This window comes from Hydrogenophaga crocea, from assembly GCF_011388215.1.
Lineage (GTDB): Bacteria > Pseudomonadota > Gammaproteobacteria > Burkholderiales > Burkholderiaceae_C > Hydrogenophaga > Hydrogenophaga crocea.
The window spans coordinates 395948-413145 of the sequence record NZ_CP049989.1 but is presented as its reverse complement, the minus strand read 5'-3'; the positions used below and the strand labels follow the sequence as shown (position 1 = coordinate 413145).

The window sequence follows — 17198 nt, the reverse complement described above, 5'->3', positions numbered from 1 at the left end:
CCATGCTCTCGCCCGTCAAGTCCAAAGCCAGCTTCAGCTGGGAAGACCCGTTCCAGCTCGACAGCCAACTCAGCGAAGACGAGCGCGCCGTGCGCGACGCCGCGCACGCCTACTGCCAGGAGCGCCTGGCCCCGCGCGTGACCGAGGCCTTCCGCCACGAAAAAACCGATGCAGCGATCTTCCGCGAGATGGGCAGCCTGGGCCTGCTGGGCGTGACCATTCCCGAGCAGTACGGCGGCGCCGGCCTCAACTACGTGTGCTACGGCCTGGTGGCGCGCGAGGTCGAGCGCATCGACTCGGGCTACCGCTCGATGATGTCGGTGCAGTCCTCGCTGGTGATGGTGCCCATCAACGAGTTCGGCACCGAGGCGCAGAAGCAGAAGTACCTGCCCAAGCTCGCCAGCGGCGAGTGGATCGGCTGCTTCGGCCTGACCGAGCCCAACCACGGATCGGACCCCGGCAGCATGGTCACCCGCGCCAAGAAGGTCCAGGGCGGCTACAGCCTGTCGGGCGCCAAGATGTGGATCACCAACAGCCCGATCGCCGACGTGTTCGTGGTCTGGGCCAAGGACGACGAAGGCGCGATCCGCGGCTTCATCCTCGAGAAAGGCTGGAAGGGGCTGAGCGCGCCCGCCATCCACAGCAAGGTGGGCCTGCGCGCCTCGATCACCGGCGAGATCGTGATGGACGGCGTGTTCTGCCCCGAAGAGAACGCCTTCCCCGAGGTGCGCGGCCTCAAGGGCCCGTTCACCTGCCTCAACAGCGCGCGCTACGGCATCGCCTGGGGCGCGCTGGGCGCGGCCGAAGACTGCTACTTCCGCGCCCGCCAGTACGTGATGGACCGCCAGCAGTTCGGCCGCCCGCTGGCCGCCAACCAGCTGATCCAGAAGAAGCTCGCCGACATGCTGAGCGAGATCGGCCTGGGCCTGCAGGGCTGCCTGCGCCTGGGCCGCATGAAGGACGAGGGCATCGCGCCCGTGGAGCTCACCTCCGTCCTCAAGCGCAACAGCTGCGGCAAGGCACTGGACATCGCCCGCCTGGCGCGCGACATGATGGGCGGCAACGGCATCAGCGACGAGTTCGGCGTGGCGCGCCACCTGGTCAACCTCGAGGTGGTCAACACCTACGAGGGCACGCACGACATCCACGCCCTCATCCTCGGGCGCGCGATAACGGGTATCGCCGCTTTCAACTGAGGCTCCCACGCGCCGCCGCTGCGCGGGTCGCTGTTGGGGTCGGGTAAGGGGGGTGGGGTATATTAATAACCCACCGGTCATTAAATCCCCATGCCCGCCGCCCGCCCCCAACCTGCCGCCACCCCGGCCGCGCCCCGCCGCGCGCGCCGCAAGGAAGCGCGCCCGGGCGAGCTGATCGAGGCCGCGCTGGCCCTGTTCGTCGAGAAGGGTTTTGCCGCCACACGCGTCGAAGAGGTGGCGGCGCGCGCCGGGGTGTCCAAGGGCACCCTGTTCCTGTATTTCCCGAGCAAGGAAGACCTGTTCAAGGCCGTGGTGCGCGAGAACATCGCGGGCCGCTTCCCCGAATGGGACAACGAGCTTGCGCAGTTCACCGGCGACAGCCTGGAGCTGGTGCGTTACGCCATGCACACCTGGTGGGAGCGCATCGGCATGACGCCGGCCTCGGGCATCACCAAGCTGGTCATGAGCGAGTCGGGCACCTTCCCCGAGATCGCCAACTTCTACCAGCAGGAGGTGATCGGCCCGGGCCACGCGCTGCTGCGCCGCATCCTGCAGCGCGGCATCGACCGCGGCGAGTTCCGCGAGCTGCCGCTCGACTACGCGGTCTACAGCCTGATCGCGCCCATGATCTTCCTGCTGATGTGGAAGCACTCGATGACGCCGTGCTGCCCCCCGTCCGAGCGGCTCGATCCCATCACCTTCATCGACACGCAGGTCGACCTGATCCTGCGCGGCATGCTGCGGCCGCGCAGGCCGGTCTGACGAACCCCCATGACGCTCTCCCGCACCCGAAAAATCCTCTACTGGACCGTGCCCGTGCTGCTCGTGGCGGGCCTGGCGCTCGGCGTGCTGCGCGCGCTCGACAAGCGCGCCACCAAGGCCGAACAGGCCCGCAGCGCCGCGCAGGCCCTGCAGACCGCCCCGGTGTACGAGATCGGTGCGGCCGATGTGGTGCGCGTGCGCACGCTCGCGCTGCAGCAGACGGCCAGCGTCTCGGGCTCGATCAAGGCGCTGCAGACGGTGGCGATCAAGGCGCGCGTGGCCGGCGAGGTGCAGGGCCTGAACAAGCGCGAGGGCGACAGCGTGGCCGCGGGCGAGGTGGTGGCGCGCATCGACCCCACCGAATCGCAGGCGCGCGTGCGCCAGGCCGAGCAGCAGGCCGAATCGGCGCTGGCGCAGGTGCGCATCGCCCAACGCACGCAGAGCAACAACCAGGCACTGGTGCAGCAGGGCTTCATCTCGGGCACCGCCCTCGACACCTCGCAGGCCAACCTGGCCGCGGCCGAGGCCAACCACCGCGCCGCCGTGGCCGCGCTCGACATCGCGCGCAAGGGCCTGGGCGACACCGTGCTGCGTTCGCCGATCGCGGGCCAGATCGCGGCGCGCGCGGTGCAGAACGGCGAGCGCGTGGGCCTGGACGCGCGCGTGGTCGACGTGGTCGATCTCTCGGCCTTCGAGATGGAGGCCGCGCTCAGCCCGGCCGACGCCGCCGCCGTGCGGGTGGGCCAGAAGGCCCGCTTGCAGGTGGAAGGCCTGAGCCAGCCGGTGGACGCGGGCGTGGTGCGCATCAACCCCAGCGTGCAGCCCGGCAGCCGCAGCGTGCTGGTCTACCTGCGCCTGCCCGCGGTGGCCGGCATGCGCCAGGGCCTGTTCGCGCGCGGCGAGATCGTGGCCGGCAGCCAGCAGGCGCTGGCGGTGCCGGCGTCGGCGGTGCGCAACGACCGCCCCGCGCCCTACGTGCAGGTGGTGCGCGAAGGCGTGGTGCGCCACGTGCCCCTGCCCGAGGGCGGTGCGCCGCGCGGTCTGCTCGACGGCGTGCCGCAGCAGGCCGTGCCCATGCTGGCCGAAGGCGAGGTGGTGCTGGGCGCCACCGCGGGCGCGATCCGCGACGGCACGCGCGTGAAGCTCGCCGCCGCGGCGAACTGACGGCCAGGGCCCGCACACCATGTGGTTCACCCAGGTCTCGCTGCGCAACCCGGTCTTCGCGACCATGGTGATGCTGGCCTTCGTGGTGCTCGGTGCGTTCTCGTACCAGCGGCTGCAGGTCGACCAGTTCCCCAACATCGATTTCCCGGTGGTGGTCGTCACCACCACCTACCCCGGGGCCTCGCCCGAGATCGTCGAGAGCGAGGTCACCAAGAAGGTCGAAGAGGCCGTGAATGCCATCGCGGGCGTGAACACGCTCAGCTCGCGCAGCTACGAAGGCACCTCGGTGGTGATCATCGAGTTCCAGCTCACGGTCGACGGCCGCAAGGCCGCCGACGACGTGCGCGAGCGCATCGGCATCCTGCGGCCCACGCTGCGCGACGAGGTCGACGAGCCGCGCGTGCTGCGCTTCGACCCCGCGAGCCGCGCGATCTGGTCGGTGGCCGTGGTGCCTGAGGCGGCCGAGGGCCGCAAACTCTCGCCCGTGGAGCTCACCACCTGGTCCGAGCAGGTGCTCAAGAAGCGGCTCGAGAACGTGCGCGGCGTGGGCGCAGTGAACCTGGTGGGCGCCACGCGGCGCGCCATCAACATCGAGCTCGACCCGGTGGCCATGCAGGCCCTGGGCGTGACGCCCGAGCAGGTGAACGCCGCGCTGCGCAGCGAGAACCAGGACCTGCCCGTGGGCACGCTCAAGACCGGCGAGGCCGAGCGCGTGGTGCAGGTGCTCTCGCGCGCGCAGAACCCGCGCGATTTCGAGAACATCATCGTGGGCCGCCGCGGCGGCTCACCGGTGAAGCTGGGCCAGGTCGCGCGCGTGGGCGACGGCACGCAGGAGGTGGAAAGCCTCGCGCTCTACAACGGCGAGCGCACCCTGCTGCTGCAGGTGCAGAAATCGCAGGACGAAAACACCATCGCGGTGGTCGACGGCCTGAACGCCGCGCTCAAGGCCGTGCGGGCCGAGCTGCCGCCGGGCGTGAAGCTCGAACCCATCGCCGACGGCTCGCGGCCGATCCGCGTGTCGGTGCAGAACGTGCGGCAGACGCTGATCGAGGGCGCGCTGCTCACGGTGCTCATCGTGTTCCTGTTCCTGAACTCGTGGCGCTCCACCGTCATCACCGGGCTCACGCTGCCCATTGCGGTGATCGGCACCTTCTTCTTCATGAACCTGCTCGGGTTCACCATCAACATGATCACGCTGATGGCGCTCACGCTGTCGGTGGGCCTGCTGATCGACGACGCCATCGTGGTGCGCGAGAACATCGTGCGCCACGTGCAGATGGGCAAGGGCCCCTACCAGGCGGCCATGGACGGCACGAAGGAGATCGGCCTCGCGGTGCTCGCCACCACGCTGTCCATCGTGGCGGTGTTCCTGCCCATCGGCTTCATGGGCGGCATCATCGGCAAGTTCTTCCACGAATTCGGCATCACCATGGTCGCGGCCGTGCTGATCTCGATGTTCGTGAGCTTCACGCTCGACCCCATGCTCTCGTCGGTGTGGCACGACCCGGCCATCGACGCCCACGGCAAGCCCCCGGGCAACAGCCTGTACGACCGCACCCTGGGCCGTGTCACCCACTGGTTCGACCGCTTCCAGGACGACCTCGCCGAGGGCTACCAGGCCACGCTGCGCTGGTCGCTGCGGCACAAGCTCGCCACGCTGCTGCTGGCGCTCGCCACCTTCATCGCCAGCGTGTTCATGCTGCCGCTGCTGGGCACCGAATTCGTGCCCAAGGCCGATTTCTCCGAAACCTCGATCAGCTTCAACACGCCCGTGGGCTCCTCGCTGCAGGCCACCGAGGCCAAGGCGCGCGAGGTCGAGGCCATCCTGCGCGAGTTCCCCGAGGTGCGCTACACGCTCACCACCATCAACACGGGCAACGCGCAGGGGCCCATGTACGCGAGCATCTACGTGCGCCTGGTGGACCGCAAGGAACGCTCGCGCAACGCCGACGCCATGTCGGCCCTGCTGCGCGAGCGGCTGCGCCGCGTGCCGGGCATCACCGTCACCCACGTGGGCCTGCTCGATTCGGTGGGCGGCAACAAGCAGATCGAGTTCTCGCTGCAGGGCGACGACCTCGGCGAGCTCGAGCGCCTGAGCCGCGTGGTGCGCGAGAAGCTCGAACCCATCGTGGGCCTGGTCGACCTCGACGCCAGCGTGAAGCCCAACAAGCCCACGGTGGACGTGGTGCTCAACCGCGAGCTCGCGTCCGACGCCGGCCTGACCACGGGCGCCGTGGGCAGTGCGCTGCGCACCCTGGTGGCCGGCACCACGGTGGGCAACTGGCGCGCGCAGAACGGCGAAACCTACGACGTGATCGTGCGCCTGGCGCCCGAGTCGCGCCAGCGCACCCAGGACCTGGCGCAACTGCCGCTCAACCTGGCCGCGGCGGCCGACGGCACCGCGCGCACCGTGCCGCTGTCGCAGGTGGCGCGCATCGTCGACACCACCGGCCCGAACCAGATCAACCGCAAGAACCTCAACCGCGAGGTGGCCTTCAACGCCAACGTGTACGGCCGCTCGGCCGGCGAGGTCACGGCCGACATGCGCGCCGCGCTCGACGGCATCGCCCTGCCCCCTGGCTACCGCTACGAGTTCGGCGGCTCCACCAAGAACATGCAGGAGTCGTTCGGTTATGCGCTGTCGGCGCTGGCGCTGGCCATCATCTTCATCTACATGATCCTGGCCAGCCAGTTCCAGAGCTTCCTGCAGCCGCTCTCGCTCATGACCTCGCTGCCGCTCACGCTGATCGGCGTGGTGCTGGCGCTGCTCATGTTCGGCTCCACCATGAGCATGTTCTCCATCATCGGCATCGTGCTGCTCATGGGCCTGGTGACCAAGAACGCCATCCTGCTGGTCGACTTCGCGATCCGCGCGCGCGAGGGCCGCGCGGGCGGTCCGCCGCTGCCGCGCGACGAGGCCCTGCTGCTGGCGGCCAAGGTGCGGCTGCGCCCCATCCTCATGACCACGCTGGCCATGGTCTTCGGGATGGTGCCGCTGGCCTTCGCGCTCACCGAGGGCTCGGAGCAGCGCGCGCCCATGGGCCAGGCGGTGATCGGCGGCGTCATCACCTCCTCGCTGCTCACGCTGGTGGTGGTGCCCGTGGTCTACAGCTACATCGACGATTTCACCGCCTGGCTGCGCCGCAAGGCCGGCCTGCCCCCCGCGCAGCCCGCCGCCCCGGCGCCGGCCGACGCGGCCTCCTAGAATTTGAAGGTTTTGCCGAACCCCCACTGGAGAACCCCATGACCACCGCGTTGAGCCTGGAACAGGCCCGTTTCAACATGATCGAGCAGCAGGTCCGCCCCTGGGAGGTGCTCGACGCCCGCGTGCTCGAACTGCTGGGCAGCGTGCGCCGCGAAGACTTCGTGCCCGCCGCACAGCGCGCCCTGGCCTTCGCCGACCTGGAGCTGCCGCTGGACCATCCCGCCGTGGAAGGCCGCTGCATGCTGGCCCCGCGCGTGCAGGCCCGCCTGGTGCAGGACCTGGGCCTGCAACCCACCGACAAGGTGCTCGAGATCGGCACCGGCAGCGGCTACACCGCCGCCCTCATGGCCAGCCTGGCGCAGCAGGTGCTTTCGCTCGAGATCGACGCGGCCACCGCCGAGCGGGCGCGCACCAACCTGCAGCGCGCGGGCCTGCGCAATGTGGATGTGCGCGCGGCCGACGCCACCGCCAACGGCTTCGCGGCCTGCCGCAGCGGCGCCCCCTTCGACGCCATCCTGCTGGGCGGTTCGGTGGCCGAAGTGCCGGCGGACCTGCTCGAACTGCTGGCCCCGGGCGGCCGCCTGATCGCCATCACCGGCGGCGAGCCAGTGATGCGCGCCACCCTCATCACGCGCACCGGCCCGTCCTCGTTCCGCACCGAGCAGCCCTGGGACACCGTGGCCGCGCGCCTGCAGAACTTCCCCGAGCCCTCGCGCTTCCGTTTCTGAGCCCTACCCCATGCAGGCCATCACCCCCGCCCAGATCGACGACTGGGTTCGCCAGCACAGCGCCGACGGCGCCGCCCTTCCGGTGGTGCTCGACGTGCGCGAAGCCTGGGAACTGCAGACCGCCAGCGTCACGCCGCAGGGCTTCGAGCTCGTGCACATGCCCATGCAGACCATCCCCGCGCGCCTGGCCGAACTCGACCCCGAGCGCCCGATCGCCTGCCTGTGCCACCACGGCGGGCGCAGCGCCCAGGTCACGCACTTCCTGATGAACCAGGGCTTCAGCCGGGTCGTCAACGTGCACGGCGGCATCGAGCGCTGGTCGCACGAGCGCGATCCCTCGGTGCCGCGGTATTGAATCGAAACGCGCCCTGCGCCAAGGACCTGCCCATGACCCGAATCGCCCCCCGTGCGCGCCCGCTGGCCGTGGCCCTGCTGCTGGCCCTCGCGTCGGCCGCCCAGGCCCAGAGCCTGGCCGAACTGTTCGAGGCCGCGCGCGGCTACGACGCCACCTACCTCGCGGCGCGCTCGCAGTACGAAGCCAACCTCGCGCAGGCCGCGCAGGCCCGCGCCGGGCTGCTGCCGCAGGTGGGGCTGGGCGCCGGGGCGAACTGGGCCAACCGCGACAGCAGCGCCAACGCGCTCGACGGCACCAGCAACAACCAGAACGTCACGCTCTCGGCCAGCCAGCCGCTCTACCGCCCGGCCAACCGGCTCGCGAACGAGCAGGCCCAGCTCTCGATCGACATCTCGCAGGCCCAGCTCACCCAAGCCGAGCAGAGCCTGATCCTGCGCACCTCGCAGGCCTACTTCGACGTGCTCGCCGCGCAGGACACGCTGACCTTCGTGCGCGCGCAGAAAACCGCCGTGGCCGAGCAGCTCGCCGCGGCGCGCCGCAACTTCGAGGTCGGCACCGCCACCGTGACCGATGCGCGCGAGGCCCAGGCCCGCGCCGACCTGGTGAACGCGCAGGAGATCGCGGCCGAGAACGACCTGCGCGTCAAGCGCCTGGCGCTCGACCAGCTCGTGGGCCGCGGCGGCGTGGTGCCGCGCCCGCTGGCCGCGCCGGTGGTGCTGCCGCCGCTGCAGCCGGCCGACCCGCAGGCCTGGATCGAACGCCTGGGCGAGAACCACCCCAGCGTGCTGCAGGCGCGCCGCAACCTCGAGATCGCGCAGCTCGAAACCCAGCGCGCCGAGGCCGGTCACAAGCCCACGGTGGATCTCGTGGGCCAGTACCAGGTGGCGCGCGCGCCCTCGGGCGTGCAGGCCATTCCGGGCTACGTGCGCAACAACACCGCCAGCGTGGGCGTGCAGCTCAACCTGCCGCTGTTCGCGGGCTTCTCGGTGCAGAACCGCGTGAAGCAGACCCTCGCCCTCGAAGAAAAAGCCCGCGCCGACCTCGAGGCCGCGCGCCGCGGTGTGGACCTGAACACGCGCAGCGCGTTCTTCGGCGTGGTCTCGGGCCAGGGGCAGGTGAAGGCGCTCGAAGCGGCCGAGGCCTCGAGCCAGAGCGCGCTCGAAGCCAACCAGCTCGGCTACCAGGTGGGCGTGCGCATCAACATCGACGTGCTGAATGCGCAGAGCCAGCTGTTCCAGACCAAGCGCGACCTGGCCCAGGCGCGCTACAACGTGCTGCTGGGCTCCCTGCGCCTGCGCCAGGCCAGCGGCGAACTCACGCCGGCCGACCTGCAGGCCATCGACGCGCTGCTGGCGCGCTGAGCCCGATACACTCCCCCCCTGTTCCGCGGGCCCTCCCAGGCGCCCTGACCCCGTATTTCACCTGCAGGAGATGACGTGCAAGCCGTCAACGTGCTGTGCATCAAATGGGGCCGCAAGTACGGCCCCGAATACGTCAACAAGCTCCACAGCATGGTGTCGCGGCACCTGCACCGGCCCTTCCGCTTCGTCTGCCTCACCGACGACGGCACCGGCATCGACCCGGCCATCGAGGTCAAGCCGATCCCCGCCGTGGGCTTCGACGAATTCGACCAGCGAAAGCCCTGGACCTTCGGCCACGGCTGGCTCAAGCTCACGAGCTTTGCCGACCCGCTCTACGACCTCACCGGCCCCACCCTCTTCCTCGACCTCGACATCGTCATCGTCGACAGCCTCGACCCCTTCTTCGACCAGCCGGGCGAGTTCGTGGTCATCAAGGAATGGGACAAGCAGGACGGCACGGGCAACACCTCGTGCTACCTCTACACCATCGGCGCCCACACCGACGCGCTCGATCACCTCAAGCAGGGCTACCCGCAGTCGATCGCCGACGTGCGCAACGAGCAGGAATACATCACCGGCTTCCTGGGCCGCCAGGGCAAGGTGAGCTACTGGCCCGAAGGCTGGTGCGTGAGCTTCAAGCGCCACTGCATGCACCGCGGCCTCATGGGCTGGTTCAAGGCGCCCGAGATCCCGCCGGGCGCACGCATCATCGCCTTCCATGGCAAGCCCAACCCGCCCGACGCCATCGCCGGCGTGAGCGGCAAGTGGTACCGGCGCGTGCTGCCCACGGCGTGGGTGGCCGAACACTGGCGTTGAACACGAGCCCGCGCGCCACCGCGCCGTTGCGGGCCTACCGCGGCCTGATGCGCGCGCTCACGCTGCCGCTGCTGGGCTGGTTGTGGTGGCGCGGCCGGCGCGAACCGGCCTACCGCGAGCGCCTGCGCGAGCGCCTGGGCTTCATCCCCGTCGACCCCACGCCCATGGGCGGCCTGTGGCTGCACGCGGCCTCGGTCGGCGAGGTCCAGGCCGCGCGCCCGCTCATCGAAGCCCTGCTGCGCGACTGGCCTGCGCACAGCCTCGTCGTCAGCACCCAGACGCCCACCGGCGCGGCCGCATTGCGCGCCGCCTGGGGCGATCGCATCACCCACCGCTACGCGCCGCTGGACACGCCCGGCGCGGTGTGCCGCTTTCTCGACCGGCTGCGGCCGCAGGCGCTGGTGCTGATCGAGCGCGAACTCTGGCCGCAGTGGCTGTTCGCCTGCGCCGAACGCGCCCTGCCCGTCGTGCTCGTGAATGCCCGCCTCACCGAAGCCTCGGCCGCGCGATACCAGCGCTGGCAGGCGCTGATGGCGCACGCCTGGTCCGGCCTGCGCGTGGCCGCCGCCGACGAGGCCACGGCCACCCGCTTCGCCGCGCTCGGTGTGGCGGCCGAGCGCGTGGCCGTGGCAGGCAACCTCAAGTTCGACCTCGCGGCCGGCGGTGACGAACGCCCGCTGCCCCCCGACCTGCAAGGCCGCCGCCTGGTGGTGGCCGGCAGCACGCACGAGGGCGACGAGACCGCCTGGCTCGCCGCCTGGCCCGCCATCCACGCGCGCCACCCCGACGCGGTGCTGGTGCTGGTGCCGCGCCACCCGCAGCGCTTCGATGCCGTGTCGCAAGCGCTGGCGCGCGCGAGCTGGCCGCACGCGCGCCGCAGCCGTGGCGAGGCACTGCAGCCCGGCCAGCACGTGCTGCTCGCCGACACCATGGGCGAGCTCATGTTCTGGTACCGCCACGCGGCGCTGTGCTTCGTGGGCGGCACGCTCGCGCCCGTGGGCGGCCACAACCCGCTCGAGCCGCTCTCGCTCGGCCAGCCCGTGCTGTTCGGCCCGCACACCCACAACGCGCCCGCGCTGTTCGACGAAGCCGCGCAGCGCGGCGCGGCGCTGCGCGTGGCCGACGCGGCCGCGCTCGAAGCCGCGGTGGTGCAGGCGCTCTCGTTCCCCGAGACCTGGGCCCGCCGCGGCCAGGCCGCGCTCGCGCTCATGGCCGACCACCGCGGCGCCACCCAGCGCTGCCTGCAGGCGCTGCACGCCGCCACCGGGCCGGTGCAGCCGCAGCGGCTGGTGCCCATCGAACACCGCACCGATGCCGACGGCCGCACCGTGTGGTTCGACCCGGCGCGCACCGCCGCGCTCGCACCCGCCGACTTCCTGCCCGCGCCCGCCGCCGAGCGCCTGGCCACCGGCAGCGGCCGCGGCCAGGCCGCGCTGGTGCCCGCGGCCGCGGGCCCCTACGTGTTGCGCCACTACCGCCGCGGCGGCCTGGTGGCGCGCCTGAGCGACGACCGCTTCCTGCGCGAGCCCCTGGCCAGGGGCCGCGCGCTGCGCGAGTTCGCGCTGTTGCGCCTGATGCGCAGCTGGGACCTGCCCGTGCCCGCGCCCGTGGCCGCGCTGTACCGCCCGCACGGCCTGGTCTACAGCGCCGACATCGCCGTGGCCTGGCTGCCGGACACGCGCAACCTGGTGCAATGCCTGCGCGAGGCGCGGCCCTCGCCCGCGCAATGGGCCGCGCTGGGGCGCGCCATCCGCCGCCTGCACGAGCGCCAGGTCTTTCACGCCGACCTCAACGCCCACAACCTGCTGCTCGGTGCGCAGGACACCGCCTGGGTGGTCGACTTCGACAAATGCGCCGTGCGCGCCGGCAGCGGCTGGAAGGCCGCCAACCTCGCGCGGCTGCAGCGCTCGCTGCGCAAGGAGGCGCAGCGGCAAACCCCCTTCCACTGGCACGAGGACGACTGGGCCTTGCTGCTGGCGGCCTACGAACCAGCCCCCGCGAGCGAGCGCCCATGAGCCTGGCCCACACGCTGAACACCGGCGCCTTCAAAGGCGCTCAGGCCGGCCTCGTGCTGGTTTTCTTCGCGTTCCCGATGTCGGTCGCGCTGGCCAACGTGGCGCTGCTGCTCACGCTGCTGCTGTGGGCGCTGTCGCTCGGGGGCGCCGCCTCGCGCGCGGCGCTGCGGGAGGCCTTTCGCAATCCGCTGGTGGGGCCCGCGCTCGCGCTGTTCGCCTGGATCGTGATCGCCGTGGCCTGGTCGCCCGCCGACCGCGAGGGCGTGACAGGCTTCGTGCAGAAGTACCTCAAGTTCGCGATGATCCCGGTCTTCATCGCGCTGCTGCAGGACGCGCGCGTGCGCCGGCGCTGCTGGCAGGCCTTTGCGGTCGCGCTGTTGTTCACGCTGGCCGTGACCTGGCTCAACGTGTGGTTCGACTTCTCGTGGACGCGCACGCACAACCAGGGTTTCGGCCAGGATCACACGGTATTCAAGGACTACATCTCGCAGGGGCTGATGATGAGCGTGTTCGCGGTGGGCTGCGCCTTCCTCGCGCTGGAGCAGCGCGACAGCCGCCGGGCCGCCGCCCTGTGGCTGCTGTGGGCCCTGGCTTCGGCCAGCGTGCTGATTCTGTCGCTGGGCCGCACCGGCTACCTCGCCTGGGCCGCGTCCACCGCGGTGTTCGGCCTTACCTGGGCCTTGGGGCGTTCTCGCCGCACCGCGCTGGTCACCCTGGTGGTGCTCGGCGGGCTGTTCGCGGCCGCGGTGTCGTCGCCGTTGCTGCAGCAGCGTGGTGAGGTCGCGCTCGAAGAAGCGAGTACCGCGGGACAGGGCGCGGTCACTTCGATCGGGGCGCGAGTGGCTATGGCCCGCTTCGTGCTGCAGGCCGTGCCGCACGCACCGCTGCTCGGCCACGGCACGGCCTCGTACCCCGTGGGCGCGAAGCAGCACTTCACCGCGCCCGGCTACTGCGAGGTGGTCTGCCCGCACCCGCACAACCAGTTCCTGTTCTTCCTCTACGAGCAAGGCGCGATCGGCCTGCTGCTGTTCCTGGCCTTCATCGCGGTGATCGTGCGCGAGGCCTGGCGGCACGAGCCGCGGCGGCGCGCCCTGGCCCTGGCCTTCGTGGCCACGCTGTGCGCCGCCTGCGTGAGCCACAGCTCGTTCTGGCTCTCCACCGAGAACCACTGCCTGATCCTCATGAGCGCGCTGGTCATGGCCGGCCTTTACGCGCGCCGCACGAGCATCGACCTGCGCGCACCGGAGCCCGGCCCGTGAAGCGCCTCACCATCGCCTTCCACTCGAACCAGCTCTCGCTGCGCGGCACCGAGGTGGCGCTGTACGACTACGCCGAAGGCGCCGAGGCACAGCTCGGCCACCGCAGCGTGGTGCTGTACCCGGCGAGCGCCGCACACAACGACCCGCAGGCGATCGCCAAGTTCGCGCGCCGCTTCGAGCTGATCGCCTACCCGGACCGCGACGCGCTCGACGGCCTGCTGCAGCGCTGCGGCGCCGACGTGCTGTACGCGATCAAGGCCGGCCGGCCCGACGGCCTGCTCTCGCTCGCGGTGCCGACCATGGTGCACGCGGTCTTCCCGAGCGCGCCGCGGCACGCGCACGGCGCGTCCTATGCCTTCATTTCCGACTGGCTCAGCGAGCGCTGCTCGCGCGGCCACATCCCCGCGGTGCCGCACATCGTCGCCCTGCCCGCCGAAGACGGTGACCTGCGTGCCGAACTCGGCATTCCCGCCGAGGCCACGGTGCTGGGCTGCCACGGCGGCGCGCAGAGCTTCGACGTGCCCTGTGCGATCGAGGCCGTGCGCCGCGCGCTGCAGGAGCAGCCCGGCACCTGGTTCGTGTTCCTCAACATCGCGCGCTTCGTGGACCACCCGCGCGCGGTGTTCCTGCCAGGCACCGGCGACCTGCAACGCAAGACGCGCTTCATCAACACCTGCGACGCCATGCTGCACGCGCGGCTGCAGGGCGAATCGTTCGGGCTGGCGTGTGGCGAGTTCTCGGTGCGCAACAAGCCCGTGCTCACCTACGCGCGCAGCAAGCACCGCCACCACATCGCCGTGCTGGGCGACGCGGGCTGGCTCTACGCGAGCGCCGACGAGCTGCTGCGGCGCATCGCCACGTTCGACCGCGCGGCGGTGCGCGCCGGCCACTGGGACCGCTACACCCCGCTCTACAACCCACAGCGCGTGATGGCGCTGTTCGACCAGCACCTGATCCAGCCCGCGCTGCGCAACCCCGACCGCCGCCGGCCGCAGCTGTCCACCGGGTGGCGCGACACCCTGGCCTACTGGGGGCTCAAGCTCGAGATGCGGCTTGGCAGCCTGCGCGCTTGAAGCCCGTCCCACCGTTCCCCACCCGATCCGCGCATGAAGATCTACGACTGTTTCACCTACGACGGCGAGGAGTGCCTGGACCTGCGCCTGCGCACCCACTGGGACCGCGTCGACGTGTTCGTGATCGTCGAGGCCTCGGTCACCTTCTCCGGTTTGGCCAAACCGCTGAGCTTCGACGCCGATCGCCACGCCTGGGCGCGCGACAAGATCCGCTACATCCCTCTCGACGCCGACGACTTCGCGGGCTGCGAGACCGCCTGGGACCGGGAGCGGCTGCAGCGCAACGCCCTACAGCGCGGTTACGCCGACGCGGCGCCCGACGACCTGGTGGTGATTGCCGACGTGGACGAGGTGCTGCAGCCCGAACGGCTGACCCCAGTAGCGCCCGGCACGGTGCACGTGTTCGAGCAACTGCTGCTGTATTTCTACTGCGACTACCTGCAGGTGTCCGAGCCGTTCTGGCGAAAGGCACTGGCCGTGTGTGGCGAGACCGCGCTGCGCCACACGCCCGAAGACCTTCGCAACAGCAAGACCCTGCGGCCGACGCTGCGCGAGGTGATCGTGCCCGACGCCGGCTGGCACTTCAGTTACCTGGGTGGCATGGAGATGGTCGAGAAAAAGCTCGAGCGCTTCTCGCACCAGAACCTAAACAAGCCGCGCTTTCGCGACCGCCAGCGCAACCTCGCGCGGCTGTACGCGGGCAAGGACATCTACCGGCGCGCGCGGCGCTGGGGACGCGTTGACCTGTCCGGCGGCGGCTTCGACAACCCTGTGGTCGAGGCCTGGTTCGAGGCGCGGCCCGCGCTGTGGGCGCCGGCCGACATCCGCTTCGAGGGCCGCCTGGCCGACGTGATCGCCGCGCACCGCCAGCAGAGCCCGCGCTGGCGGCCTTGGCGCAAGCTGGCGCTGCGGCTCTGGAACCTAGTCTGAGGCGCGCCAGCGCACCAGCCCCATCCAGCGCCCCGCCATGCGCGCGAGCAGCCGCGGCGACCACGCGATGGCGCGGAACGGCAATGCCACCGTGGTGCCCAGCAGCACGCGCCAGCGCTGGCGCCGCGCCTGCGCGGGCGAGCGGTGCTTGGTGGTGTAGATCAGCTTCGATTGCGCGTGGTGGTAGCCGCGCAGGTACTCGCTCTTCCAGGGCGTCTTGCCCTTGACCGAACCGCGCGCGCGGTGCACCGCGGCCACCGCGGGCCAGACCACGATGGGCCGGTGCGCCTGGAACAGGCGCAGGCAGAGGTCGTCGTCTTCGTAGTAGAGGAAAAAGTCTTCGTCGAAGAAGCCCACGCCCTCGAAGCGCTCGAGCCGGAACAGCATGGCCGCGCCCACCACGAAGCCCACGCAGGCGGGCGCCTCGGCGCCCGGGCCGCGCGAGCCCCAGAGCGTGCTGGGCCAGCGGTAGTTCACGTCGGGGCGGCCCGGCGCGCCTTCGAGCTGCGGCGCCACGATGGCCGCCTCGGGCCAGGCATCGGCCGCGCGCACGAGCTCGCGCAGGCCGTCGGGCGTGACCTCGCAGTCGGGGTTGAGCAGGAAGGCGAAGGGCGTCTTGGCCTGCGCGATGGCGCGGTTGTTCGCGGTGCCGAAGCCCAGGTTGCGGCCGTGCTCGAGCACCACGGCCTGTGGCCAGCGCGCGCGCACCTGCGCGGGCGTGCCGTCGCTGCTGCCGTTGTCGGACACCACGATGTGCGGGCAGTGCGCGAGCAGGCCGTGCAGCGCGTCCAGGCAGTGCGCGCTGTGGTAGGTGACCAGCACCACGGTCACCCGCTGCAGCGGATCGTCGAGGGCCACGGTGTTCAATGCGCGCTCGCGCCAATCACCGCGTCGGGCTTGGCCTGCTTGAGCAGGGCCAGCATGGCGGCCTCGATGCGGTGCAGCGCCTCGGGCGTGTGGCCTTCGAAGCGCAGCACCAGCACCGGCGTGGTGTTGGAGGCGCGGATCAGGCCGAAGCCATCGGGCCAGTCCACGCGCACGCCGTCGATGGTGGACACCTTGGCCGGCGCGTCGAAGCGCGCGAGCGCCACGAGCTTTTGCACCACCGCGTGCGGCTCGCCCTCGGCGCAGGCCACGTTGAGCTCGGGCGTGCTGTGGCTGGTGGGCAGGGCGTTGAGCACGGCGCTGGCGTCGGGGTGGCGGCTCAGGATCTCGAGCAGGCGCGCCCCCGCGTAGGTGCCGTCGTCGAAGCCGAACCAGCGCTCCTTGAAGAAGATGTGGCCGCTCATCTCGCCGCCGAGCGGGCTGTCGAGCTCCTTCATGCGCGCCTTGATCAGCGAGTGGCCGGTCTTGTAGATGTGCGGCACGCCGCCCGCGGCCTCGATCGCGGGGCCCAGGCGCTGCGAGCACTTCACGTCGTAAATGATGTTGCCGCCCGGCACGCGCGAGAGCACGTCCTGCGCGAACAGCACCATCTGGCGGTCGGGGAAGATGTTGTTGCCGTCCTTGGTGACGATGCCCAGCCGGTCGCCGTCGCCGTCGAAGGCCAGGCCGAGTTCGGCGTCGGTCTCGGCCAGGGTGCGGATCACGTCGCGCAGGTTCTCGGGCTTGCTCGGGTCGGGATGGTGGTTGGGGAAGTTGCCATCGACCTCGCTGAACAGTTCGATGACCTCGCAGCCCAGCGCGCGCAACAGCGCGGGGGCCGAGGCGCCGGCCACGCCGTTGCCGCTGTCGACCACGATCTTCATGGGCCGCGCGAGCTTCACGTCGCCCACGATGCGCGCGCGGTACGGCGCTTCCACGTTCACATTGCGCACCCGGCCGCCCTCGGCGCGCACGCCGCCGTCGGTCTCGATGAGGCGGCGCAGCGCCTGGATGTCCTCACCGTAGATGGCGCGGCCGCCCAGCACCATCTTGAAGCCGTTGTAGTCCTTGGGGTTGTGGCTGCCCGTGACCTGGATGCCGCTGTGGCACAGCGTGGCGGCCGCGAAGTACAGCATGGGCGTGGTCACCACGCCGACGTCGATCACGTCGATGCCGGCCGCCACCAGACCGCGGATCAGCGCCGCCGACAGCGCCGGCCCGCTCAGGCGGCCGTCGCGGCCCACGGCCACGGTGCGCTCGCCCTGGCGCTGCGCGACCGTGCCGAACGCCAGACCCAGGGCCTCGGCCACGCGCTCGTCGAGCGTGCTCGGCACGACACCGCGGACGTCGTAGGCCTTGAAGATGGAGGCGGACACTTGCATGCAGGGGCTCCCGGGGGCTGGTGGTCAAAGCCGGCATTGTAGGAAGCCGCCACGGCGCATCCGTCACAGGATCATGTCCGGAAACGGC

The 17198-nt window shown here is 71.1% G+C and carries 14 protein-coding genes; 12 read left to right on the top strand and 2 right to left on the bottom strand.

Annotated elements, in window-relative coordinates; translation table 11 throughout:
* Positions 1-2 precede the first annotated feature (2 nt).
* The 12 genes from G9Q37_RS01905 to G9Q37_RS01855 all read left to right on the top strand — a co-directional run bounded on the left by G9Q37_RS01905 (position 3) and on the right by G9Q37_RS01855 (position 14864).
* Positions 3-1196 (top strand): acyl-CoA dehydrogenase, encoded by a 1194-nt coding sequence (locus G9Q37_RS01905; protein ID WP_166223783.1) that lies wholly within the window; start codon positions 3-5, stop codon positions 1194-1196.
* 90 nt (positions 1197-1286) lie between these two features.
* Positions 1287-1958: a TetR/AcrR family transcriptional regulator gene (locus G9Q37_RS01900; RefSeq protein WP_166223780.1), complete on the top strand. Its 672-nt coding sequence runs from the start codon at positions 1287-1289 to the stop codon at positions 1956-1958.
* Positions 1959-1967: 9 nt separating this feature from the next.
* Entirely contained in the window at positions 1968-3122 is a 1155-nt protein-coding gene (locus G9Q37_RS01895) for an efflux RND transporter periplasmic adaptor subunit (protein ID WP_166223777.1), read from the top strand.
* Between the two features lie 19 nt (positions 3123-3141).
* Complete coding sequence (locus tag G9Q37_RS01890) at positions 3142-6327, top strand: efflux RND transporter permease subunit (protein WP_166223774.1); 3186 nt, start codon at positions 3142-3144, stop codon at positions 6325-6327.
* A gap of 38 nt (positions 6328-6365) precedes the next feature.
* Positions 6366-7055: a protein-L-isoaspartate O-methyltransferase family protein gene (locus G9Q37_RS01885; protein WP_166223772.1), complete on the top strand. Its 690-nt coding sequence runs from the start codon at positions 6366-6368 to the stop codon at positions 7053-7055.
* Between the two features lie 10 nt (positions 7056-7065).
* Positions 7066-7410: a rhodanese-like domain-containing protein gene (locus G9Q37_RS21750; RefSeq protein WP_205710709.1), complete on the top strand. Its 345-nt coding sequence runs from the start codon at positions 7066-7068 to the stop codon at positions 7408-7410.
* 32 nt (positions 7411-7442) lie between these two features.
* Positions 7443-8771 (top strand): TolC family outer membrane protein, encoded by a 1329-nt coding sequence (locus G9Q37_RS01880; protein WP_205710708.1) that lies wholly within the window; start codon positions 7443-7445, stop codon positions 8769-8771.
* A gap of 75 nt (positions 8772-8846) precedes the next feature.
* Positions 8847-9587 carry a glycosyltransferase gene (locus G9Q37_RS01875; protein WP_205710707.1) on the top strand — a complete coding sequence of 247 codons (741 nt, stop codon included), beginning with the start codon at positions 8847-8849 and terminating at the stop codon, positions 9585-9587.
* Entirely contained in the window at positions 9584-11602 is a 2019-nt protein-coding gene (locus G9Q37_RS01870; protein WP_166223766.1) for a 3-deoxy-D-manno-octulosonic acid kinase, read from the top strand. The genes G9Q37_RS01875 and G9Q37_RS01870 overlap by 4 nt, the downstream gene beginning before the upstream one ends.
* A complete protein-coding gene (locus G9Q37_RS01865) occupies positions 11599-12861 on the top strand; it encodes an O-antigen ligase family protein (RefSeq protein ID WP_166223720.1) in 1263 nt (420 codons plus the stop codon). The genes G9Q37_RS01870 and G9Q37_RS01865 overlap by 4 nt, the downstream gene beginning before the upstream one ends.
* Positions 12858-13934, top strand: a complete 1077-nt coding sequence (locus G9Q37_RS01860) for a glycosyltransferase family protein (RefSeq protein WP_166223717.1) — start codon at positions 12858-12860, stop codon at positions 13932-13934. The genes G9Q37_RS01865 and G9Q37_RS01860 overlap by 4 nt, the downstream gene beginning before the upstream one ends.
* Positions 13935-13967: 33 nt before the next feature.
* Complete coding sequence (locus G9Q37_RS01855; protein WP_166223714.1) at positions 13968-14864, top strand: glycosyltransferase family 17 protein; 897 nt, start codon at positions 13968-13970, stop codon at positions 14862-14864.
* Here G9Q37_RS01855 and G9Q37_RS01850 read toward each other — a convergent pair.
* Complete coding sequence (locus G9Q37_RS01850) at positions 14856-15722, bottom strand: glycosyltransferase family 2 protein (protein ID WP_240936608.1); 867 nt, start codon at positions 15720-15722, stop codon at positions 14856-14858. The genes G9Q37_RS01855 and G9Q37_RS01850 overlap by 9 nt on opposite strands.
* 5 nt (positions 15723-15727) lie before the next feature.
* The gene (locus G9Q37_RS01845; RefSeq protein WP_166223709.1) at positions 15728-17110 is read right to left on the bottom strand and encodes a phosphomannomutase/phosphoglucomutase; all 1383 of its coding nucleotides are present in this window, start codon (positions 17108-17110) and stop codon (positions 15728-15730) included.
* Between the last annotated feature and the right edge of the window lie 88 nt (positions 17111-17198).

Excerpts from the sequence above, each read along its gene's own strand:
- G9Q37_RS01895 (WP_166223777.1), top strand. The coding sequence starts at position 1,968 with ATGACGCTCTCCCGCACCCGAAAAATCCTCTACTGGACCGTGCCCGTG.
- G9Q37_RS01855 (WP_166223714.1), top strand. The coding sequence starts at position 13,968 with ATGAAGATCTACGACTGTTTCACCTACGACGGCGAGGAGTGCCTGGAC.
- G9Q37_RS01900 (WP_166223780.1), top strand. The coding sequence starts at position 1,287 with ATGCCCGCCGCCCGCCCCCAACCTGCCGCCACCCCGGCCGCGCCCCGC.
- G9Q37_RS01890 (WP_166223774.1), top strand. The coding sequence starts at position 3,142 with ATGTGGTTCACCCAGGTCTCGCTGCGCAACCCGGTCTTCGCGACCATG.
- G9Q37_RS01880 (WP_205710708.1), top strand. The coding sequence starts at position 7,443 with ATGACCCGAATCGCCCCCCGTGCGCGCCCGCTGGCCGTGGCCCTGCTG.
- G9Q37_RS01885 (WP_166223772.1), top strand. The coding sequence starts at position 6,366 with ATGACCACCGCGTTGAGCCTGGAACAGGCCCGTTTCAACATGATCGAG.
- G9Q37_RS21750 (WP_205710709.1), top strand. The coding sequence starts at position 7,066 with ATGCAGGCCATCACCCCCGCCCAGATCGACGACTGGGTTCGCCAGCAC.
- G9Q37_RS01845 (WP_166223709.1), bottom strand. The coding sequence starts at position 17,110 with ATGCAAGTGTCCGCCTCCATCTTCAAGGCCTACGACGTCCGCGGTGTC.
- G9Q37_RS01905 (WP_166223783.1), top strand. The coding sequence starts at position 3 with ATGCTCTCGCCCGTCAAGTCCAAAGCCAGCTTCAGCTGGGAAGACCCG.
- G9Q37_RS01865 (WP_166223720.1), top strand. The coding sequence starts at position 11,599 with ATGAGCCTGGCCCACACGCTGAACACCGGCGCCTTCAAAGGCGCTCAG.